18 protein-coding genes are annotated in these 19,849 nt (G+C 54.0%); 4 read left to right on the top strand and 14 right to left on the bottom strand.

All coding sequences use genetic code 11. The features are described from left to right. Window positions 1-121 precede the first annotated feature (121 nt). A complete protein-coding gene (gene mfd, locus ACLJRH_RS11505) occupies window positions 122-3,568 on the top strand; it encodes a transcription-repair coupling factor (RefSeq protein ID WP_001114324.1) in 3,447 nt (1,148 codons plus the stop codon). Between the two features lie 147 nt (window positions 3,569-3,715). Continuing rightward, complete coding sequence (locus tag ACLJRH_RS11500; protein ID WP_000482962.1) at window positions 3,716-4,681, top strand: L,D-transpeptidase family protein; 966 nt, start codon at window positions 3,716-3,718, stop codon at window positions 4,679-4,681. Window positions 4,682-4,777: 96 nt separating this feature from the next. Here the strand turns inward: ACLJRH_RS11500 and bhsA are convergent, their stop codons facing one another. Then, complete coding sequence (bhsA, locus tag ACLJRH_RS11495; protein ID WP_000706734.1) at window positions 4,778-5,035, bottom strand: multiple stress resistance protein BhsA; 258 nt, start codon at window positions 5,033-5,035, stop codon at window positions 4,778-4,780. A gap of 241 nt (window positions 5,036-5,276) precedes the next feature. Here bhsA and comR point away from each other — a divergent pair, with 241 nt between their 5' ends. After that, on the top strand, window positions 5,277-5,912 hold the full coding sequence (gene comR, locus ACLJRH_RS11490; RefSeq protein ID WP_000205986.1) for a TetR family copper-responsive transcriptional repressor ComR: 636 nt from the start codon (window positions 5,277-5,279) through the stop codon (window positions 5,910-5,912). Between the two features lie 73 nt (window positions 5,913-5,985). Here comR and ACLJRH_RS11485 read toward each other — a convergent pair whose 3' ends face one another. The 8 genes from ACLJRH_RS11485 to hinT all read right to left on the bottom strand — a co-directional run bounded on the left by ACLJRH_RS11485 (window position 5,986) and on the right by hinT (window position 12,058). Beyond that, window positions 5,986-6,525 carry a glycine zipper 2TM domain-containing protein gene (locus ACLJRH_RS11485; RefSeq protein WP_001043449.1) on the bottom strand — a complete coding sequence of 180 codons (540 nt, stop codon included), beginning with the start codon at window positions 6,523-6,525 and terminating at the stop codon, window positions 5,986-5,988. 178 nt (window positions 6,526-6,703) lie between these two features. Next, window positions 6,704-8,008, bottom strand: a complete 1,305-nt coding sequence (gene ndh, locus ACLJRH_RS11480) for an NADH-quinone dehydrogenase (RefSeq protein ID WP_000211053.1) — start codon at window positions 8,006-8,008, stop codon at window positions 6,704-6,706. A 253-nt stretch (window positions 8,009-8,261) separates the two neighbouring features. Continuing rightward, entirely contained in the window at window positions 8,262-8,804 is a 543-nt protein-coding gene (gene ycfP, locus ACLJRH_RS11475) for an alpha/beta hydrolase YcfP (protein ID WP_000587945.1), read from the bottom strand. A 24-nt stretch (window positions 8,805-8,828) separates the two neighbouring features. Then, window positions 8,829-9,854 carry a beta-N-acetylhexosaminidase gene (nagZ, locus tag ACLJRH_RS11470; protein ID WP_000529340.1) on the bottom strand — a complete coding sequence of 342 codons (1,026 nt, stop codon included), beginning with the start codon at window positions 9,852-9,854 and terminating at the stop codon, window positions 8,829-8,831. A 10-nt stretch (window positions 9,855-9,864) separates the two neighbouring features. Beyond that, window positions 9,865-10,689 (bottom strand): thiamine kinase, encoded by an 825-nt coding sequence (gene thiK, locus ACLJRH_RS11465; RefSeq protein ID WP_023136609.1) that lies wholly within the window; start codon window positions 10,687-10,689, stop codon window positions 9,865-9,867. Then, window positions 10,670-11,308: a penicillin-binding protein activator LpoB gene (gene lpoB / locus ACLJRH_RS11460; RefSeq protein WP_000164359.1), complete on the bottom strand. Its 639-nt coding sequence runs from the start codon at window positions 11,306-11,308 to the stop codon at window positions 10,670-10,672. The genes thiK and lpoB overlap by 20 nt, the downstream gene beginning before the upstream one ends. Before the next feature lie 13 nt (window positions 11,309-11,321). Continuing rightward, the gene (locus ACLJRH_RS11455; protein WP_000589563.1) at window positions 11,322-11,696 is read right to left on the bottom strand and encodes a YcfL family protein; all 375 of its coding nucleotides are present in this window, start codon (window positions 11,694-11,696) and stop codon (window positions 11,322-11,324) included. A 2-nt stretch (window positions 11,697-11,698) separates the two neighbouring features. Beyond that, window positions 11,699-12,058 carry a purine nucleoside phosphoramidase gene (gene hinT / locus ACLJRH_RS11450; protein ID WP_023223200.1) on the bottom strand — a complete coding sequence of 120 codons (360 nt, stop codon included), beginning with the start codon at window positions 12,056-12,058 and terminating at the stop codon, window positions 11,699-11,701. 341 nt (window positions 12,059-12,399) lie between these two features. Here hinT and fhuE point away from each other — a divergent pair, with 341 nt between their 5' ends. Beyond that, a complete protein-coding gene (fhuE, locus tag ACLJRH_RS11445; RefSeq protein WP_023136611.1) occupies window positions 12,400-14,574 on the top strand; it encodes a ferric-rhodotorulic acid/ferric-coprogen receptor FhuE in 2,175 nt (724 codons plus the stop codon). An 84-nt stretch (window positions 14,575-14,658) separates the two neighbouring features. On the opposite strand, the gene ptsG is transcribed toward fhuE, so the two are convergent. The 5 genes from ptsG to yceG form a co-directional block, all read right to left on the bottom strand. After that, entirely contained in the window at window positions 14,659-16,092 is a 1,434-nt protein-coding gene (gene ptsG / locus ACLJRH_RS11440; protein ID WP_000475705.1) for a PTS glucose transporter subunit IIBC, read from the bottom strand. Between the two features lie 294 nt (window positions 16,093-16,386). Continuing rightward, window positions 16,387-17,184 carry a metal-dependent hydrolase gene (locus ACLJRH_RS11435; protein WP_023136612.1) on the bottom strand — a complete coding sequence of 266 codons (798 nt, stop codon included), beginning with the start codon at window positions 17,182-17,184 and terminating at the stop codon, window positions 16,387-16,389. Window positions 17,185-17,194: 10 nt separating this feature from the next. After that, window positions 17,195-18,199, bottom strand: coding sequence for a DNA polymerase III subunit delta' (holB, locus tag ACLJRH_RS11430; RefSeq protein ID WP_000872450.1), 1,005 nt, complete (start codon window positions 18,197-18,199; stop codon window positions 17,195-17,197). Next, the gene (gene tmk / locus ACLJRH_RS11425; protein WP_000535395.1) at window positions 18,196-18,837 is read right to left on the bottom strand and encodes a dTMP kinase; all 642 of its coding nucleotides are present in this window, start codon (window positions 18,835-18,837) and stop codon (window positions 18,196-18,198) included. The genes holB and tmk overlap by 4 nt, the downstream gene beginning before the upstream one ends. After that, window positions 18,827-19,849, bottom strand: a complete 1,023-nt coding sequence (gene yceG, locus ACLJRH_RS11420) for a cell division protein YceG (protein ID WP_023136613.1) — start codon at window positions 19,847-19,849, stop codon at window positions 18,827-18,829. Before yceG ends, tmk begins: the two co-directional genes overlap by 11 nt.

The raw sequence follows: 19,849 nt of genomic DNA, 5'->3' as shown, positions 1-19,849 counted from the left end.
GTCATATGCCCCTGAATACCTGAGTCCTTCATGCTGTCCCGGCGCGCAGCCAACCATGAAGCAGCCTGAAGGGTGACGCGTAGAGTGCGGCGTAAAACAAAAAGAGATACTGACAACCGTTATGCCTGAAAAACAACGTTACACGCTGCCGACAAAAGCGGGCGATCAGCGCCAGTTGGGCGAACTTACCGGCGCCGCCTGCGCTACGCTGGTGGCGGAGATAGCCGAACGCCATGCCGGTCCGGTGGTACTCATAGCGCCTGACATGCAAAATGCTCTGCGATTGCATGATGAAATCCGCCAGTTTACCGATCAGATGGTCATGAACCTGGCGGACTGGGAAACGCTACCGTATGACAGCTTCTCCCCGCATCAGGAAATTATCTCTTCGCGCCTGTCCACGCTCTACCAGTTGCCGTCAATGCAGCGCGGCGTCTTGATTGTACCGGTAAACACCCTGATGCAGCGCGTTTGTCCGCATAGCTATCTGCATGGTCATGCGCTGGTGATGAAAAAAGGCCAGCGGCTGTCCCGCGACGCTCTGCGCGCGCAGCTTGACAGCGCCGGTTATCGGCATGTCGATCAGGTGATGGAGCATGGCGAATACGCGACGCGCGGCGCGCTGTTGGATCTCTTTCCGATGGGCAGCGAACAGCCTTATCGCCTCGACTTTTTTGATGATGAAATCGACAGCCTGCGTCTGTTTGACGCGGATACCCAGCGTACGCTGGAGGAGGTCGAGGCCATCAATTTGTTGCCCGCGCACGAATTTCCTACCGACAAAGCCGCTATTGAGCTTTTCCGTAGCCAGTGGCGCGATACCTTTGAGGTAAAACGCGACGCCGAGCACATCTATCAGCAGGTCAGCAAAGGCACCCTGCCCGCCGGGATCGAATACTGGCAGCCGCTCTTTTTCAGCGAACCGTTACCGCCATTATTTAGCTACTTCCCCGCCAATACTCTGGTGGTGAATACCGGCTCGCTGGAAACCAGCGCCGAACGCTTTCAGGCCGATACGCTGGCGCGTTTTGAAAATCGCGGCGTCGATCCTATGCGCCCGCTTTTGCCGCCGGAAGCCCTCTGGCTACGGGTAGATGAGCTCTTTTCCGAGCTTAAACGCTGGCCTCGCCTCCAGCTTAAAACCGACCATCTGCCGGAAAAAGCCGCCAATACCAATCTCGGTTTCCAGAAATTACCGGATTTGGCTATCCAGGCGCAGCAGAAAGCGCCGCTGGACGCGCTGCGTAAGTTCCTCGAATCTTTCAGCGGCCCGGTGATTTTTTCGGTGGAAAGCGAAGGACGCCGCGAAGCGCTGGGAGAGCTCCTGGCTCGCATAAAAATCGCGCCGAAGCGGATATTACGCCTGGACGAGGCGCAGGATGCGGGACGCTATCTGATGATTGGCGCCGCAGAACATGGTTTTATCGACACCCAACGCAATCTGGCTCTGATTTGTGAAAGCGATCTCCTGGGTGAGCGGGTTGCACGTCGCCGCCTGGATTCCCGCCGCACGATCAACCCGGATACGTTGATTCGTAACCTGGCGGAGCTCCACGTCGGTCAACCGGTAGTGCATCTGGAGCACGGCGTCGGGCGCTATGCCGGCATGACCACTCTGGAGGCTGGCGGCATCAAGGGTGAGTATCTGATGCTCACCTACGCCAATGACGCTAAACTGTATGTGCCGGTCTCCTCGTTGCATCTGATTAGCCGCTATGCCGGCGGCGCGGAAGAAAGTGCGCCGCTGCATAAACTGGGCGGCGACGCCTGGTCGCGCGCCCGGCAGAAAGCGGCGGAAAAAGTGCGCGATGTCGCAGCGGAACTGTTGGATATTTATGCGCAACGGGCGGCAAAAGAGGGTTTTGCCTTTAAGCATGATCGTGAGCAATATCAGTTATTCTGCGACAGCTTCCCGTTTGAAACGACGCCCGATCAGGCACAGGCGATTAACGCCGTATTGAGCGATATGTGCCAACCGCTGGCGATGGACAGGCTGGTGTGCGGCGACGTCGGCTTCGGCAAAACCGAAGTGGCGATGCGCGCCGCGTTCCTGGCGGTGGAAAACCATAAACAGGTAGCGGTACTGGTGCCGACCACGCTGCTGGCGCAGCAACACTATGACAACTTCCGCGACCGTTTCGCCAACTGGCCGGTACGCATTGAGATGCTGTCCCGCTTTCGCAGCGCCAAAGAGCAGACGCAAATCCTGTCGGAAGCCGCCGAGGGTAAGATCGATATTCTGATCGGTACGCATAAACTGCTACAAAGCGATGTGAAGCTGCGCGACCTCGGCCTGCTGATTGTCGATGAAGAGCACCGTTTCGGCGTGCGCCACAAAGAGCGAATTAAGGCGATGCGCGCCGATGTCGATATTCTGACGCTCACGGCGACGCCGATCCCGCGGACGCTGAATATGGCGATGAGCGGTATGCGCGATCTCTCCATTATCGCCACCCCCCCTGCCCGTCGTCTGGCGGTAAAAACCTTTGTCCGCGAGTATGATAGCCTGGTAGTAAGGGAAGCGATTCTGCGTGAAATCCTGCGCGGCGGTCAGGTTTACTATTTGTACAATGACGTCGAAAATATTCAGAAAGCCGCAGAGCGGCTGGCGGAACTGGTGCCGGAAGCGCGAATCGCTATAGGCCACGGGCAGATGCGCGAACGTGAGCTGGAACGGGTCATGAACGATTTCCACCATCAACGTTTTAACGTGCTGGTGTGTACTACCATTATCGAAACGGGGATCGACATCCCCACCGCTAACACGATCATCATTGAACGCGCGGATCATTTCGGCCTCGCGCAGTTGCACCAGTTGCGTGGCCGCGTAGGGCGCTCGCACCACCAGGCCTACGCCTGGCTGTTGACGCCACATCCTAAGGCCATGACCACCGATGCGCAAAAACGGCTGGAGGCGATTGCGTCGCTGGAGGATTTAGGCGCCGGGTTTGCGCTGGCGACCCACGATCTGGAGATCCGCGGCGCAGGCGAACTGCTTGGCGAAGAGCAAAGCGGCTCAATGGAAACCATCGGCTTCTCACTCTACATGGAACTGCTGGAAAACGCCGTCGATGCGCTGAAAGCAGGCCGCGAACCCTCGCTGGAAGATCTCACCAGTCAGCAAACGGAAGTCGAGCTGCGAATGCCGTCGTTACTGCCGGATGATTTTATTCCGGATGTTAATACCCGACTGTCATTCTATAAACGCATTGCCAGCGCGAAGAACGAAAACGAGCTGGAAGAGATCAAAGTGGAATTGATCGATCGCTTCGGCCTGCTGCCCGATCCAGCGCGTAATCTGCTGGATATCGCCCGCCTGCGCCAACAGGCGCAAAAGCTCGGCATCCGAAAACTGGAGGGTAACGAGAAAGGCGGAACGATTGAGTTCGCCGAGAAAAACCACGTTGACCCTGCCTGGCTTATCGGGTTGCTGCAAAAACAACCGCAGCATTTCCGTCTGGATGGCCCGACGCGCCTCAAGTTTATTCAGGATTTAAGCGAACGTAAAACGCGTATAGACTGGGTACGCCAGTTCATGCAGCAACTGGAAGAAAACGCTATTGCATAAGCGTCAGGCCGGGCGTCATTACCCTGCGTCCGGCCTAATCTTTACAAATTCTTTGCACTTCCCTGCAGTTCCAGACACAGCCAGCCGCCATAATTCTTATTTCCTCTTTTATAAAAATAACCACATAATAATCATGGGTTTATTATAATGTTCAACAATACGCGACTCTCTCGCTGGTGGGCGTTGTTTGCGCTTACCGCGACCATCATGCTTGCCCTTCCCGCGCAGGCAAATACGTGGCCTCTTCCGCCCCCCGGCAGTCGACTGGTGGGAGAAAATAAATTCCATGTCGTTGAAGACGACGGCGGCTCGCTGGAGGCGATCGCCAAAAAATATAACGTGGGCTTTTTAGCCCTGTTACAGGCCAACCCCGGCATTGATCCTTACGTGCCACGCGCAGGCAGCGTGCTGACGATTCCGCTGCAAACGCTGCTACCGGACGCGCCACGTGAAGGTATCGTCATTAACCTCGCGGAATTACGGCTTTACTATTATCAACCGGGGAAAAATACGGTCACGGTCTACCCTATCGGGATTGGCCAACTGGGCGGCGATACCCTGACGCCAACGATGGTGACGACCATTTCGGATAAACGCGCCAATCCAACCTGGACGCCGACCGCCAATATTCGCGCCCGTTATAAAGCGCAAGGCATCGATCTCCCCGCCGTGGTGCCTGCCGGTCCCGATAACCCAATGGGGCATCACGCGATTCGTTTAGCGGCCTACGGCGGCGTCTATCTGTTACATGGCACGAATGCCGATTTTGGCATTGGTATGCGCGTCAGTTCCGGCTGTATCCGTCTGCGCGACGGTGATATAGAGACATTGTTCCGTCAGGTCACGCCGGGAACCAAAGTGAATATTATCAATACGCCGATTAAAGCCTCGGTGGAGCCAGGCGGCGTGCGACTGGTGGAAGTTCATCAGCCGCTGTCTAAAAATATAGGCGACGATCCGCAGGTGCTGCCGATTGTGCTGAATGGCCCGATGCAGACCTTTAAGGACGCGCCGCAGACCGACGCCGCGGTGATGGAACATGTTATGGAAGTGCGCTCCGGAATGCCGGTGGATGTAACCCGTCAATCAGAGGCGAAACCGCAGTCGCTGTAAGCGTGAATAGCTGACCGACAAAAAAGCCTCGCGATGCATCGCGAGGCTTTCTCTTTTTATTGTGGCAATCGCGGCGGCATTAATGAGGGTTAATGCTTACTTATAGATTACCGCCGTACCGTGAAGGGTATTCGGGCCGGTAACAGAGGTAATACGGAAAGACTTCGCCCCCATCTCCTGCGCTTTTTGCGCCAGCTGATCTTCCAGCGAGCCCAGATTCGTGCCGCCATTCGCGGAAATGGTGCCAAACTTCTGTTGACCTTCTGGCGTTGCCTGAACTTCAACGGCGGCGAAGCTGGCGAATGAGAGCGAACTCAGTACCACAGCAGCGATGAGGGTTTTTACGATTTTCATAGTGATGACCTTTAGCAGATGAATGGGTGTCGTAAGCATTAACTTAACGATCGATAAGTTAATCATAGATGTGATCTACATCACACGTCAACTTCTTTTTATAATGATCGTTATATAATTTATAAAGATGTTATTTTTCATGTGAATAGAATTGATTTATTTTTCTAATGAATACTCTGGAGCCAGAAGTGGTTTGTTTTTATAATAGAGAGACCGCTCTTTAAACAGGTACAACGGCATCATGACAACGGATACCACGAGTTGCGCGAAGAAAAGCCGTGGCCGACCAAAAGTGTTCGACAGGGAAGCTGCGCTTGATAAGGCCATGACTCTCTTCTGGCAGCACGGCTATGAAGCAACTTCGCTTGCCGATCTCGTAGAGGCTACCGGGGCGAAAGCGCCTACTCTCTATGCGGAATTCACTAACAAAGAAGGATTATTTCGCGCTGTCCTGGATCGCTACATCACTCGCTTTGCCTCAAAGCACGAAGCCCAGCTCTTTTGTGAAGAGAAAAGCGTGGAATCGGCGCTGGAAGATTACTTCACAGAAATTGCCGCCTGCTTTACCAGTACGGACACGCCGGCTGGCTGCTTTATGATTAATACGTCCGCCACCCTCGCCGCCTCCTCGCGCGATATCGCTCGCACGGTAAAATCACGCCACGCCATGCAGGAACAGACGCTCATCCAGTTTTTGCGCCAACGTCAGGAGCGCGGTGAAATTCCGGCGCACTGTAACCCGCAGGCGCTCGCGGAATATATCAACTGTATTTTACAGGGAATGTCGATCAGCGCCCGCGAGGGAGCCACCTTCGAACAACTGATGCAAATTACGCGTACGACCCTGCGCATCTGGCCTGAACTGCTCAAGTCCTGAACAACGCAGCTTCGGATAAAAAAAGCCCCTCAGCCTGAGCGAATGAGGGGCTAACTTGCAGAGTACAGCTTTTTTATGCTTTGTTATTCAGAACCAGTTGACCATTGCCGTCTAGGGGAATTTGCGTTCCGGGGTCTTTATCCATGCGGATTTTGCCCTGCTGATCGCCAATTTTATAGGTCACGTCGTAGCCAAGCATCTTTTCAGATTTGTCATACACCGTCTTACAGCGTTGCTGCGTGGTAGTATAAGTATCACTTTCCTGCATTGATCCCTGGATTTGATTGCCAGCATAACCGCCGCCCAGCGCCCCGACGACCGTCGCCACATCTTTACCACGACCGCCGCCAAATTGATGTCCAATCACGCCGCCTGCTACTGCGCCAAGCACCGAGCCGGCAATACGGTTTTCGTCCTGAACCGGTCTGCGATGCGTGACCGTGACATTACGGCACTCCTGACGCGGCGTTTTTACCGTCTCTTTAATCGGTTTAGCCGATATCACCTGCGCATATTGCGGACCACGATCAAATACGTTGAGACTGGCCACTGCCGCCACACCCAGCGCAGCCGCTACGCCAATCCCTATACCCGCCAACATTGATTTATTCACGGGAGTTCCTCCTTCGTTGCTATTGGTAACAATTTTGCAACCAGTATGCGAACAAAGCCAATCGGAATGAGGATGAAAAATGCGGGATGAGGCGGTAAAGCTGAAGGATTCGGACAACTCCGAAGCGAGTGATGGAGAAGCGCTCACCGGCGCGAGCAGCCGGTGAGGCGCAGAGAAATTAATGCAGTTTCAGGCGCGGACGAATGACGCGGTTAATACTGCCCACCAGCATCATCAGGCCAGTTTTAAAGTATCCATGCAGCGCTATCTGGTGCATACGGTATAGCGAGATATACACGAAGCGGGCGATACGTCCTTCAATCATCATTGAACCGCGGGTCAGGTTCCCCATCAGACTACCCACGGTAGAGAAGTTGGACAGAGAGACCAGCGAACCATGATCTTTATACTGGTAAGCTTTCAGCGGTTTGCCATTCATCTGCGCCAGAATGTTATTCATCGCGCAGGTAGCCATCTGATGCGCCGCCTGAGCGCGAGGCGGCACAAAACCTCCCTCCGGACGTGCGCAGGAAGCGCAGTCGCCAATCGCATAAATATCAGGATCGCGCGTGGTTTGCAGCGTCGGTTCCACCACCAGTTGGTTAATGCGGTTCGTTTCCAGACCACCAATCTCTTTCATAAAATCTGGCGCTTTGATACCCGCCGCCCACACCATCAGATCGGCCTGAATATATTCACCTTCTTTCGTATGCAGACCGCCTTCGTCGGCGCTGGTGACCATAGTTTGCGTCAGCACGCGAACGCCCAGTTTGGTCAGTTCATTATGCGCGGCGCTGGAGATACGCGGCGGCAACGCAGGCAGAATACGCTCGCCAGCCTCAACCAACGTCACGTTCAGCGCGTCGTTGGTCAGCCCCTTATAACCATAGCTATGCAGCTGTTTTACCGCATTATGCAGTTCAGCCGACAGCTCAACCCCCGTCGCACCGCCGCCAACGATGGCGATATTGACCTTACCGTTCGCGCCCAGATTAGCCGAATACTTGAGGAACAGGTTCAGCATCTCCTGGTGAAAACGGCGCGCCTGATGCGGGTTATCGAGGAAGATACAGTGCTCTTTCACGCCCGGCGTGTTGAAATCATTAGAGGTGCTGCCCAGCGCCATCACCAGCGTGTCATACGCGATTTTGCGCTCCGGCACCAGCAGTTCGCCCTTTTCATCACGCAACTCGGCAATGGTGATGGTTTTCGCTTCGCGATCGATATCCATCACCGACCCCAGTTGGAACTGGAAACCATGATTACGCGCATGAGCCAGATAGCTCAGCGCATCCACGCCTTCGTCCAGAGAGCCAGTCGCCACTTCGTGCAGCAATGGTTTCCACAGATGGCTGTGATTTCTGTCTACCAGCGTGATTTTCGCTTTTTTCTTGCGCCCCAGTTTATGGCCTAACTGCGTCGCCATTTCCAGCCCGCCAGCGCCGCCGCCGACAATCACGATCTTTTTTAATGGTGTAGTCAACGTGACCCCCTTAAATTTATTAACCAATTGTTAATTAAACGTTATTAGCATAGCCTTTAATTAACAACAAGTTACGTTAATGAGAATAAGCTTCTGATATGAGAATAGCATGAACGGTGCATTGGTCATACCAAAATTGATGTGCATCAAGTTTTCATGCTGAAAAGATAGACAGCTTGCGAGAATTGAGCATAAAAAAACCAGCCGCAAGGCTGGTTATCCGGTCACTGATAACGCCATATTGCCGGGGGCGTTACCCCAGCGTTTTAAACGCTTTGATACGTTGCAAATGCGGCGAAATATTTTTGAATTTGTGAGTCTGTTCCTCATCCCACACAATTTCATAATACGGGTGAAGCGCTTGCGCTGAGCGTTGGCTATCCAGCGCTTCATCATGACGCGAGAGGATCACCAGACAACGATCGCGATTTTTTTCGCGAAAGTTGGTCACGCACTTTGTGGCGATGTCCGCATATTCTTCCGGGCGATCGATTTTCCCCTCCATGTTTTCATAGGGGAACAGGTTCGGGTTAAAAACCACCTGACGGATATCGCACAAAAAGCCAATCCGCTCCGCCCAGTAACCGCCCAGCCCCACGCCACAGATTAAAGGGCGCTCGTCCACATTCAACTGCAACATTTTGTCCACTTCTTTCAGCAGATGCTGCATATCGTGCTTAGGATGCCGCGTACTGTAGCTTACCAGCCGAACATCCGGGTCGATAAACTGTAATTGCAACACTTTTTCATGGTTGCCCGGACTATTTGAATCAAAACCGTGTAAATAAATAATCATCTGGCACCCTCACGAAAACTCGAGTTAATGACCTGCTTTTTCTTCCTGCCAGCGTTCATGTAACTGGTTGAGCTGGGCGCTGGCTGTTTTCCAGCGTGCTGAGTCCATGAGCTCCCGGCGTGAAAATGAACCTTTATGATACAAACGTGTAACACGTTCTGCTTTGATCGGCGACAGATTATCCAACACGCTGACTGCGCCTTTACGATTATTGCAGACCAGAATCATATCGCAACCCGCATCCAGCGACGCCTGAGCGCGCTCAGCATAGCTGCCCATAATCGCCGCGCCCTCCATCGACAGATCGTCGGAGAAAATGACGCCGTCAAAGCCTAACTCCTGACGCAGCACCGTTTTCAGCCAGTACGGCGAACCGCTTGCCGGACGCGGATCGATAGCGCGGTAGATCACGTGGGCAGGCATAATCGCATCCAGTTTATTCTCGCTAATCAGCGTGCGGAACACCGACATATCTTTGCCACGGATGTCCGTTTCAGGACGTGGATCGCACGGCGTCTCTTTGTGGGAGTCCGCCGTGACCGCGCCGTGGCCGGGGAAATGCTTACCGGTCGTTTTCATCCCGGCGTCATGCATGCCATCAATAAAGCGCGTTGCCATTGCCAACGCTTTTGCGGGATCGGCATGATAGGAGCGCTCGCCAATTGCCGCGCTGATATGCCCGACGTCCAGCACTGGCGCAAAACTGATATCAATATCCATCGCGATCATTTCGCTGGCCATCAGCCACCCTGCCTCCTGCGCCAGTCGCCCCCCTTCTTCCAGCCCATGCAGCGCAAAAAAAGATTGCGCCGCGGGCAAGCGGGTAAACCCTTCACGGAAACGCTGTACGCGCCCGCCTTCCTGATCGACGGCCACCACCAGATGGTTACGCGATGCCGCCCGAATCTGGCGCACTAATTCGCGCAGCTGTTCCGGGTCATGGTAATTACGCGTGAACAGAATAAGCCCGCCAACCAGCGGATGCGCCAGTATCTCGCGCTCCTCCGCATCCAGCTCACATCCTTCGACATTCAACATTACTGGGCCCACACTGCTCTCCTTATCCTTTCATACGTAGCTGGCGCCAGGTTTCATCGGCCAGCCTGATAAATTGTTGCTCGCCGGTTTGTCGCCAGCGGTATTCGAACCACCCTGCTTTTAGCATAATGACCCAGGGGTGCCATAATCGTATCTGTCGCCATAGCTGCCGGGCGTTGATTCGCGCGCGCGCGGCATAAGCGTCTGCCAGTTGCCGGTGCTGGCGTTCATCCTCAACCCATACTGCCGCCAGCTCCAACGCAATATCGCCGTCGCCGGCATACTCCCAGTCAATCAGTCTCAACCCGGCGGACGTTAATACTATATTGTCGCCATGGACATCCATATGCAAAGGCGCGAGCCGCAGCGGGCGAGGTTCACCGTTTTTTTGCAACTGTTTGAGCCGCCGCAACCAAAACGGCGTACGCCTTGCCGGATCGCAACACGACCAGTACTGCGCCAATAGTGGCGATAGCGCGATACGCCAGCCAAAACGCGGCTGTTGATGCAAATGATACAGTAAGGCCGCCAGTTCGTCGGCATCTGGCAGAGCGGAATTTACCACACCATGCAGATATTCTACCGCCATCCAGCCTGGCGTATAAAAAAGCGCTCGCGGCGCAAGACTGGCCGGCAATTGGGATAAGGCGCGGTAATGACGTAAAAAATGGGCTGGTGGAGCGTCGGGGTCGTGATGACGACGCAGCACGACACGGTGAGTATCGTGGTCAATAATACAGCTCCCGCCGCTTAGCCCCTGCGATGCGGCGACGGCGGGACGATACTGGGGAAAATAGCGCGACAGGATCTCGTCGCGCGTTAAGGGATTATTGTTGTTGGACCGCACCTTTACCTGACCAGATTATCTCGCCCGTTTGCACCAGCATTAACTGCATCTGTAATGCAGGCGCGTTAACGTTACCGGATGCGCTGGAGTAAAGTACATATTGCGCCCCGACATTGCGCGCAATGCCAATAGCTTTACTGCGCGTTCCCAGACTATCCTGCGGAGACAACCCTAACTGTTGTTTTGCCATCGAGAGTTGCTGTACGGAGACCAGCGTAAATTTACCGTTGTTCGCCAGCGCATTACGTAACGTTTCCGTTGCCTCGTTCGCATTTAACGACCCATTCGTCCGGTTATTCACGCTGTCGACAAGCAATACGCTTCCGGCCGTCACGCCATCAGCCTGCAACATTTTGCTGACCAGCGGTTGCATCGCGCCGTTCCAGTCATAGTGGCGCACCTTAGGCGCTGGCTGGCCCGTTTGATCTTCATGTTCGATCGGCCCCGGTTGCTGTGGAATGGTTGGCACAGACGGCACAACAGGAGGCTGTGGTGGCTGCGCGGGTTGTTCTGGCGCTGGTTTTACCTCTTCAACTGGCGCAGGTTGACGTTGCGCCATACACCCGGAGAGAAATATCGCCAGCGCAGCAATGGCAGCGTAGCGATGCATTTTTGTCATCAAAATTCACTCCTCACAAATAAAGATAAAGCCTGACCTTATGCGCCCCCAGATAATTGGCGCTGCCAAATAGCGTTACCGACGAACGCGCGGGTATGGTTACGCTACGCGGCGCCTCCAGCGGATGCATCTCCAGCCCCCGCGCGTCATACCAGTAAAACCGATAATGAACGGTTATGGGCTCTTGCCTTTCGTTATAGACGCGGGAAGAGGCTGATGGCTGGATATCAGACGCCGTCAGTTCAGGCGGCTCTGCGGTGACACCCGCCGCCAGAACCGTGGACTCCATCACCAGCGACTGCGCGTCGCTTACCGGAATTTCAGGGTGTGACCGGCAACCGGTAAGAAGCAGCAAGCCCAGAGAAACCGCGATGCATCCTTTGATCATACTTACAAGCCTTTATGCGCCAGCATCGGGCCTAGCGGGCGGCCGCCCAGTAGGTGCATATGGATATGATAAACCTCCTGGCCCCCATGACGGTTGGTATTCATGATTAAACGATACCCATCTTCGTCAATGCCTTCCTGTTCGGCGATTTTCGCCGCCACGGTGATCATCCGACCTAACGCCTGTTCATGTTCCGCCGTCACGTCATTGACGGTTGGGATCAGGATATTGGGAATAATCAAGATATGCGTCGGCGCCTGCGGTGAAATATCACGAAAGGCGGTGACCAGCTCATCCTGATAAACGATATCCGAAGGGATTTCACGACGAATAATTTTGCTGAATATAGTTTCTTCTGCCACGACGTTTTCCTTTTTCATAATAGCCCTTGCAGCGCACATGCTACGCCGAGCCATACTGCGAGTATAGAGTATGAGCGAGTTACCGACGCTCTTTCAACTTTAACCCACGATTTATTAAGCGAAAAATGACTACATGCTGGACTTACCGCCATATCCCCCTGCCATGACGCCTTTGTACGCTTAAAAAATATTTTTAGTTTGCCTGTTTATACCGTTTTACACATTTAATGCAAATGCGTATATTTCTCATTTGCATTTTTATGCGCATTAACTAGCAAAGAATGAAAAGGTTCAACGTCATACGTCCTGAACTTACCCCAATAACAAGCAAGGATTTTCAGATGTCTTTCATTCAATACCGCCGGGACAAACACCTTCCGTCCACCGCCGCACCGTCGCTGTTAGCTATGGGTATGGCGATGGCATTTATGCCTGCCGCCTTCGCGGCTGAGGATACCGTTATTGTCGAGGGCGCGACGACCGCTGACGCCGTAAACCGCGAAGAACAGGATTACAGCGTGAAAACGACCGCAGCGGGCACCAAAATGACGATGACTCAGCGCGATATCCCGCAGTCGGTCAGTATTGTCAGCCAACAGCGTATGGAAGACCAGCAGTTGCAAACCTTGGGCGAGGTGATGACCAATACGCTGGGGATCAGCGGAAGTCAGGCTGACTCCGATCGCATCAGCTATTACTCGCGCGGGTTTGAAATTGACAACTATATGGTTGACGGTATTCCAACGTATTTTGAGTCCCGCTGGAATCTGGGCGATGCGCTAACGGATACCGCGCTGTATGAGCGCGTGGAGGTGGTTCGCGGCGCGAATGGGCTGATGACCGGAACCGGTAATCCTTCTGCCTCAATAAATATGATTCGTAAACACGCCACCAATCGGGAGTTCAAAGGTAACGTCTCCACAGAATACGGTAGCTGGAATAAGCAGCGTTACGTCATGGATCTGCAAAGTCCGCTCACCGCGGACGGCAATGTCCGTGGGCGCATCGTGGCGGGTTATCAGAATAATGATTCCTGGCTGGACCGCTATAACAGTGAGAAAGCGTTCTTTTCCGGAATTGTCGATGCCGATCTGGGTACAACCACCAACCTTTCAGCCGGTTATGAATATCAAAAAATTGATGTCAACAGCCCAACCTGGGGCGGTCTGCCGCGCTGGAACACCGATGGCAGCAAAAATAGCTATGACCGCGCGCGTAGTACCGCCCCGGACTGGGCTTATAACAACAAAGAGATAAATAAATTCTTCGTCACGCTTAAACAGCGTTTTGCCGAAAGCTGGCAGGCGACCCTGAATGCGACCCATACTGAGGTCAAATTCGACAGTAAAATGATGTATATCGATGCGTTAGTCGATAAAGAGACAGGTACGCTGGTGAGTCCTTATGGCGCAAGCTACCCCGTGGTCGGCGGTACGGGCTGGAACAGCGGCAAGCGCAAAGTAGATGCCATAGATCTCTTTGCCAATGGCGCTTATGAGCTGTTTGGCCGTCAGCACAATATGATGTTTGGCGGCAGTTATAGTAAACAAAATAACCGCTATTTTAGCGCCTGGGCGAACGTCTTTCCGGACGACATTGGCAACTTCAGCGCCTTTAACGGTAATTTCCCCCAAACCCACTGGGCGCCACAAAATCTGGCGCAGGACGATACCACGCATATGAAATCGCTGTATGCCGCTACGCGCATTTCGCTGGCCGACCCGCTGCATCTGATTCTTGGCGCTCGTTATACCAACTGGCGTGTTGATACACTGACCTACAGCATGGAGAAAAACCATACCACGCCGTATGCCGGGCTGATTTATGATATCAACGACAACTGGTCCGCTTATGCCAGTTATACCTCTATCTTTCAGCCGCAGAATAAACGCGACAAAGCGGGTCAATATCTGGCTCCGATTACCGGTAATAACTATGAAGCGGGCCTGAAGTCCGACTGGATGAACAGCCGCCTCACCACCACGTTGTCCGTGTTCCGCATTGAGCAGAATAACGTCGCTCAGGCAACCACTATTCCCATCCCTGGCAGTAATGGGGAGTTTGCCTGGAAGTCTACTGACGGAACGGTGAGCAAAGGCGTCGAATTCGAAGTGAACGGCGCAATTACCGATAACTGGCAGATGACTTTCGGGGCTACCCGATATGTTGCCGAGGACAATGAAGGTAACGCCGTGAACCCTAATCTCCCGCGCACCAGCGTGAAGTTATTCACCCGCTATCGTCTGCCGGCGATACCGGAGCTGACGGTCGGCGGCGGTGTGAACTGGCAGAATCGGGTTTACAAAGATACCACGACGCCGTACGGCACTTTTCGCGCCGAACAGGGCAGCTATGCGCTGGTCGATCTGTTTACCCGCTATCAGGTGACGAAAAATTTCTCCGTACAGGGAAACATCAACAACCTGTTCGATAAAACCTACGACACCAATATTGATGGTTCCATTGTTTACGGCGCGCCGCGTAACGTCAGCCTCACCGCCAATTATCAGTTCTGACAGACTGTCGGAGAGCGGCATATAAAGCGCCATTAAAAAAGGCAGCCGAATGGCTGCCTTAATTCTCCCCAACATCATTACTGCTTAGCTGTTACGGATGTACTCATCCATTTCCGTTTTCAGGTTATCGGATTTCGTACCGAAAATAGCCTGAACGCCGGAACCCGCGACGACAACGCCTGCCGCGCCCAGTTTCTTCAGGCCAGCCTGATCCACTTTCGCTACATCGGCTACGCTCACGCGCAGACGCGTGATACAGGCATCCAGGTTAGTGATGTTCTCTTTACCGCCAAACGCCGCAACCAAAGCCGGCGCCATTTCGCTGGTCGCGCCCGCTTTTGCGTCATCAGTAGTGTCTTCACGACCCGGCGTTTTCAGATCCAGCGCTTTGATCAGCACGCGGAACACGGTGTAGTACACAATCGCATAACCGGCGCCAACAATCGGGAACAGCCACAATTTGCTGCTGTTACCGGACAGCACGATAAAGTCGATCAGACCGTGGGAGAACGACGTACCGTCACGCATCCCCAGCAGAATACAGATCGGGAATGCCAGACCTGCCAGAATCGCGTGAATAATGTACAGGATCGGCGCCACGAACATGAAGGAGAACTCGATAGGCTCGGTAATACCCGTCAAAAACGAGGTCAGCGCGGCGGAAATCATGATACCGCCCACTTTTGCGCGGTTTTCCGGTTTAGCAGAGTGCCAGATAGCAATGGCCGCAGCCGGCAGACCGTACATTTTGAACAGGAAGCCGCCAGACAACATACCCGCCGTCGGGTCACCCGCCATATAGCGCGGAATGTCGCCGTGGAATACCTGACCCGCTGCGTTGGTGTATTCGCCGATCTGCATCTGGAAAGGAACGTTCCAGATATGATGCAGACCAAACGGCACCAGGCAACGCTCGATGAAACCGTAAATGCCAAACGCGACAACCGGGTTCTGATAAGCCGCCCACTGCGAGAACGCCTGGATAGCCGTACCGATTGGCGGCCATACGAAAGACAGCACCACACCGGTAAAAATAGCGGCCAGACCCGAAATGATCGGCACGAAGCGTTTGCCCGCAAAGAAGCCCAGATACTCAGGCAGTTTGATACGGTAGAAGCGGTTAAACATATACGCTGCGATCGCACCGGAGATAATCCCCCCGAGAACACCCGTATCAGCAAGGTGTTTAGCGGCGATCTCTTCAGCAGGTAAATGCAGAACCAGCGGCGCAACCACAGCCATGGTTTTCACCATGATGCCATACGCTACTACCGCCGCCAGAGCCGAAACGCCGTCGTTGTTGGTAAAGCCCAACGCCACGCCGATAGCGAAAATCAGCGGCATATTGGCAAAAACAGATCCGCCCGCTTCTGCCATAACGTGCGATACAACGGCTGGCAGCCAGCTGAAGTTAGCGGAACCGACACCCAGCAGGATACCTGCGATAGGGAGTACGGATACCGGCAGCATCAGCGATTTACCGACCTTTTGCAGGTTAGCAAATGCATTCTTAAACATAATTGAGAGTGCTCCTGAGTATTTGTGCTTTTCTACGTTCTCACGCATTGGCGAGGGGGGAGAACCCCGCCGTGGACAGGACATCTAAGTGCCCTTTTATTTATTACACAGAGTAAAATAAATACGTCTGATTTTGTTTGACGGCTATCACGTTTCAGCGCCAGATAGCCTAAAAAGTATCACATTCTGCCAAAATGAGTTTCCGAATGTTTCTATAAGCTCGCTCACCGCCCCTTTTGTGGCGGTGAACTTTACGCGTTTTGCTTATTAATTACGAGCTTTAAAAAAACTCGTTTAACGGATTGATGACAGGCGAGACGCGTCAATATGGAACAGGCGAGCAAAGTTATCGGTGGTGATCTGCGCCAGTTCTTCAACGGCAACCCCTTTCAATACCGCCATATATTCTGCGACGTCGCGTACCATCGCAGGCTGGTTCTCTTTACCGCGATGCGGCACCGGCGCCAGATAAGGAGAATCGGTCTCGACTAATAACCGATCCAGCGGCACATAGCGCGCCGCATCACGCAACTGTTCAGCGTTACGGAACGTTACGATGCCGGAAAAAGAGATATAAAACCCCAGATCCAACAATTTGCCGGCCGTTTCTCTGTCTTCTGTAAAACAGTGTAGTACGCCGCCGCAATCCGTCACTTTTTCTTCGCGCAGGATAGCCAGCGTATCGGCACGCGCGTCGCGAGTATGGACAATCACCGGTTTATGCAAGTCGCGGCCAATCTGGATATGATGAATAAAAGACGCCTGCTGGCGGATTTTGGTCTCAGGCGTGTAAAAATAATCAAGCCCGGTCTCGCCCATCGCCACCACATCGTCTTCTGCAGCAAGGAGGCGCAGTTCTTCTACGTCATACGCTTCATCCTGATTTAACGGATGCACGCCGCAGGAAAAGACCACATTATCGCGCTTGCCCACCAGCTCGCGCATATGGCGATACCCCGGCAGCGTCGTCGCCACCGCTAAACAGAACTTCACATCGCGCGCGGCGGCTTTCGCCAGCACATCGTCCACGTCCTTATGCAAAGATTGATAATCCAGACCATCAAGATGGCAGTGTGAGTCGACTAAAAACATAATGTCTCTCTCAAAGATGAGGAACAGGCAACAAGGTGCCTGGTTGCAGGTAATGCTCGATGCGGAGAATGAGATCGGTTAATACCAGTTCGCGGTTTAATCCGGTCACATGAAGTAATTGATCACGACAATGGCAAACATCGTTCAGGATTGCCTGAATACGCGCCGGGGATAGCGGCCCCGCCAGCGCGGCAACAACCGCGTCCGCATCAACGTTTGTCAGGTACGACGCGCCGTGCTGACGTTTAAGAGCATCAACCAGCAGCGTCGCCAGCCAGTGCAGGCGCGCCGGGGCTTGCTCATGATTGAGCGCCGTTAATAACGCATACCAGTCGCCCGTATGTAAACTGTCCATTAACGCCTGACACAGCGCCTCACGCTGCGCCCAGCGTTCAGACTGCAACAGCGCCAGCGCGGCGCCGGGCGACCCCGCATTCAAGCGTAGCGCCGTGAGCAATGCTTCTTGTGACGCCGTCACTTCTCGCGACAGCCATGACATCGCATACGATTCAGACGGTGGCGCCAGATGATGCAGCCGGCAGCGGCTGCGTAATGTCGCCAACAGACGAGCAGGCTCCGGGCTGGCAAGGAAAAACCAGGTTTGCTCCGGCGGCTCTTCCAGCGTTTTGAGCAACGCATTGGCAGCGGCGTCGGTTAATAGCGCCGCATCCGCAATCCACACCACCTTCGCGCCGCCCAGACGGGAGTGCTCGTACAATTTCTCGCTGACCTCGCGTACCGCATCTACGCCGAGGCTGCTTTTGCCTTTATCCGGCGTCAGCGTGTAATAGTCCGGGTGCGTGCCAGCCTGCATAAGCTGACAGCCTCGGCAATGCCCACAGCTTTTGTGGCCCTCAGGCTGCTGGCATAACAGATAACGGCTCAGCGCATAGCACAGCGCCTCGTCGCCCATGCCAGGTAAGGCCTGAATCAGTAGCGCATGGTGCCCACGTCCCGCCTGGTAACTTTCTACCAGTTTTTCATAGGCGGGCCGTAACCATGGATACCATTTCATGCCGCTTGCTCCTGCACCCACTTCGTCACCGTGGCGCGAATGTCGCGCATGACGGCATCCAGCGGCTGGGTCGCGTCAATGGTGCGGATACGCGAGTCTTGCGCCGCCAGTTCCAGATAGCGCGCGCGAGTCCGGTTAAAGAAATCAAAAGATTCCTGCTCAATGCGATCCAAATCGCCGCGCGCTCTGGCGCGTTTTAGCCCGACTTCCGGCGTGACATCCAGATACAGCGTCAGGTCAGGGCGAAAATCGCCCAGCACGGCATCGCGTAGTGTCGCCAGCATGGTTTGATCAATGCCGCGCCCTCCCCCCTGATACGCCTGGGTCGAGAGATCGTGTCGATCGCCGATCACCCATACGCCTTGCGCCAGCGCGGGTTTGATTACCGTTTCGACGAGCTGTACGCGAGCGGCATAAAACATCAGTACTTCCGCTTTATCGGTAATCACTTCGTCGCCTACCGCTCGAATATCCAGCACCAGACTTCTTAGTTTTTCGGCAAGCTGCGTACCGCCCGGCTCACGGGTAAAAATCATGTTACGAATACCCAGTTGCTCAAGGGTCTCCACCACCACGTCGCGCGCAGTGGTTTTTCCGGCGCCTTCCAGGCCCTCGATGACGATATAATTACTGCCCATTTTTTTCCTTAAGCACTTTCAGGTACTCCTGCACTGACCGATTATGGCTGGCAAGATTGGTGTTAAATGTGTGACCGCCTTTACCGTCGGCCACAAAATAGAGATACGGCGTTTTCGCCGGATGCGCCGCCGCCTGCAATGACGCTTCGCTGGGCGATGCAATCGGTCCTGGCGGCAGCCCGGTTATGGTATACGTGTTATAAGCCGTCGGCTTTTCCAGATCCGCACGCGACAAGTTACCATTATAACTCGTCCCCATCCCGTAAATCACGGTGGGATCGGTCTGAAGGCGCATACCGATTCTCAGGCGATTAATAAAGACTGAGGCCACCTGATCGCGTTCGCTGGCGACAGCCGTCTCTTTTTCAATAATCGAGGCCATTGTCACCAGTTGGTTCTGATCTTTATAAGGCAGCCCCTCGGCCCGGCCTTTCCAGACAGTATCGACAGTTTTCACCATCTTTTGGTGCGCTCGCTTGAGAATAGCGACATCGCTGGTGTTGGCGGTATACATCCAGGTATCGGGCCAGAACCACCCTTCTACCCATTCCGGGTGCGCAAGCTTTAAAGCCTGAGCGACAGTGGCGTAGTCATCATCCGGCAATGTATGGCGAATATACGGCGCCTCTCGTAGCTGTTTCAGGTAATCGCTAAGGCGCATCCCTTCCACAAACCGCAACGGGAATTGCGCTTCTTTGCCGCTCTCCAGCAACTCAAGCATCTCCCTTACGGTCATCCCCGGCGTAAGACGGTAAGTTCCCGCTTTAAAGTGCGATAACTCAGGCTCCACGCGCAGCAGCCACTGAAATACCCGGGGGCGATTAATGATTTTTTCATCATAAAGCTGGTCGCCAAGCGCCAGCCGCCCCGTTCCCGCCTTGAGCGTAAAGATAGTCTCGTTTTTAATAAGTAATGTGCTGTTCGCCAGATGGCGAACTTTCCACATCCCCACGCCCGCGGCAATACCCAGCACAACCAACAGCAGAAGGAAAACGCCTGACAATTTTTTCAT

It is taken from the genome of Salmonella sp. SAL04162, assembly GCF_046551535.1.
Lineage (GTDB): Bacteria > Pseudomonadota > Gammaproteobacteria > Enterobacterales > Enterobacteriaceae > Salmonella > Salmonella enterica.
Note: the sequence above shows the minus strand (reverse complement) of the source record. Positions and strands in the feature narration are given on the sequence as shown.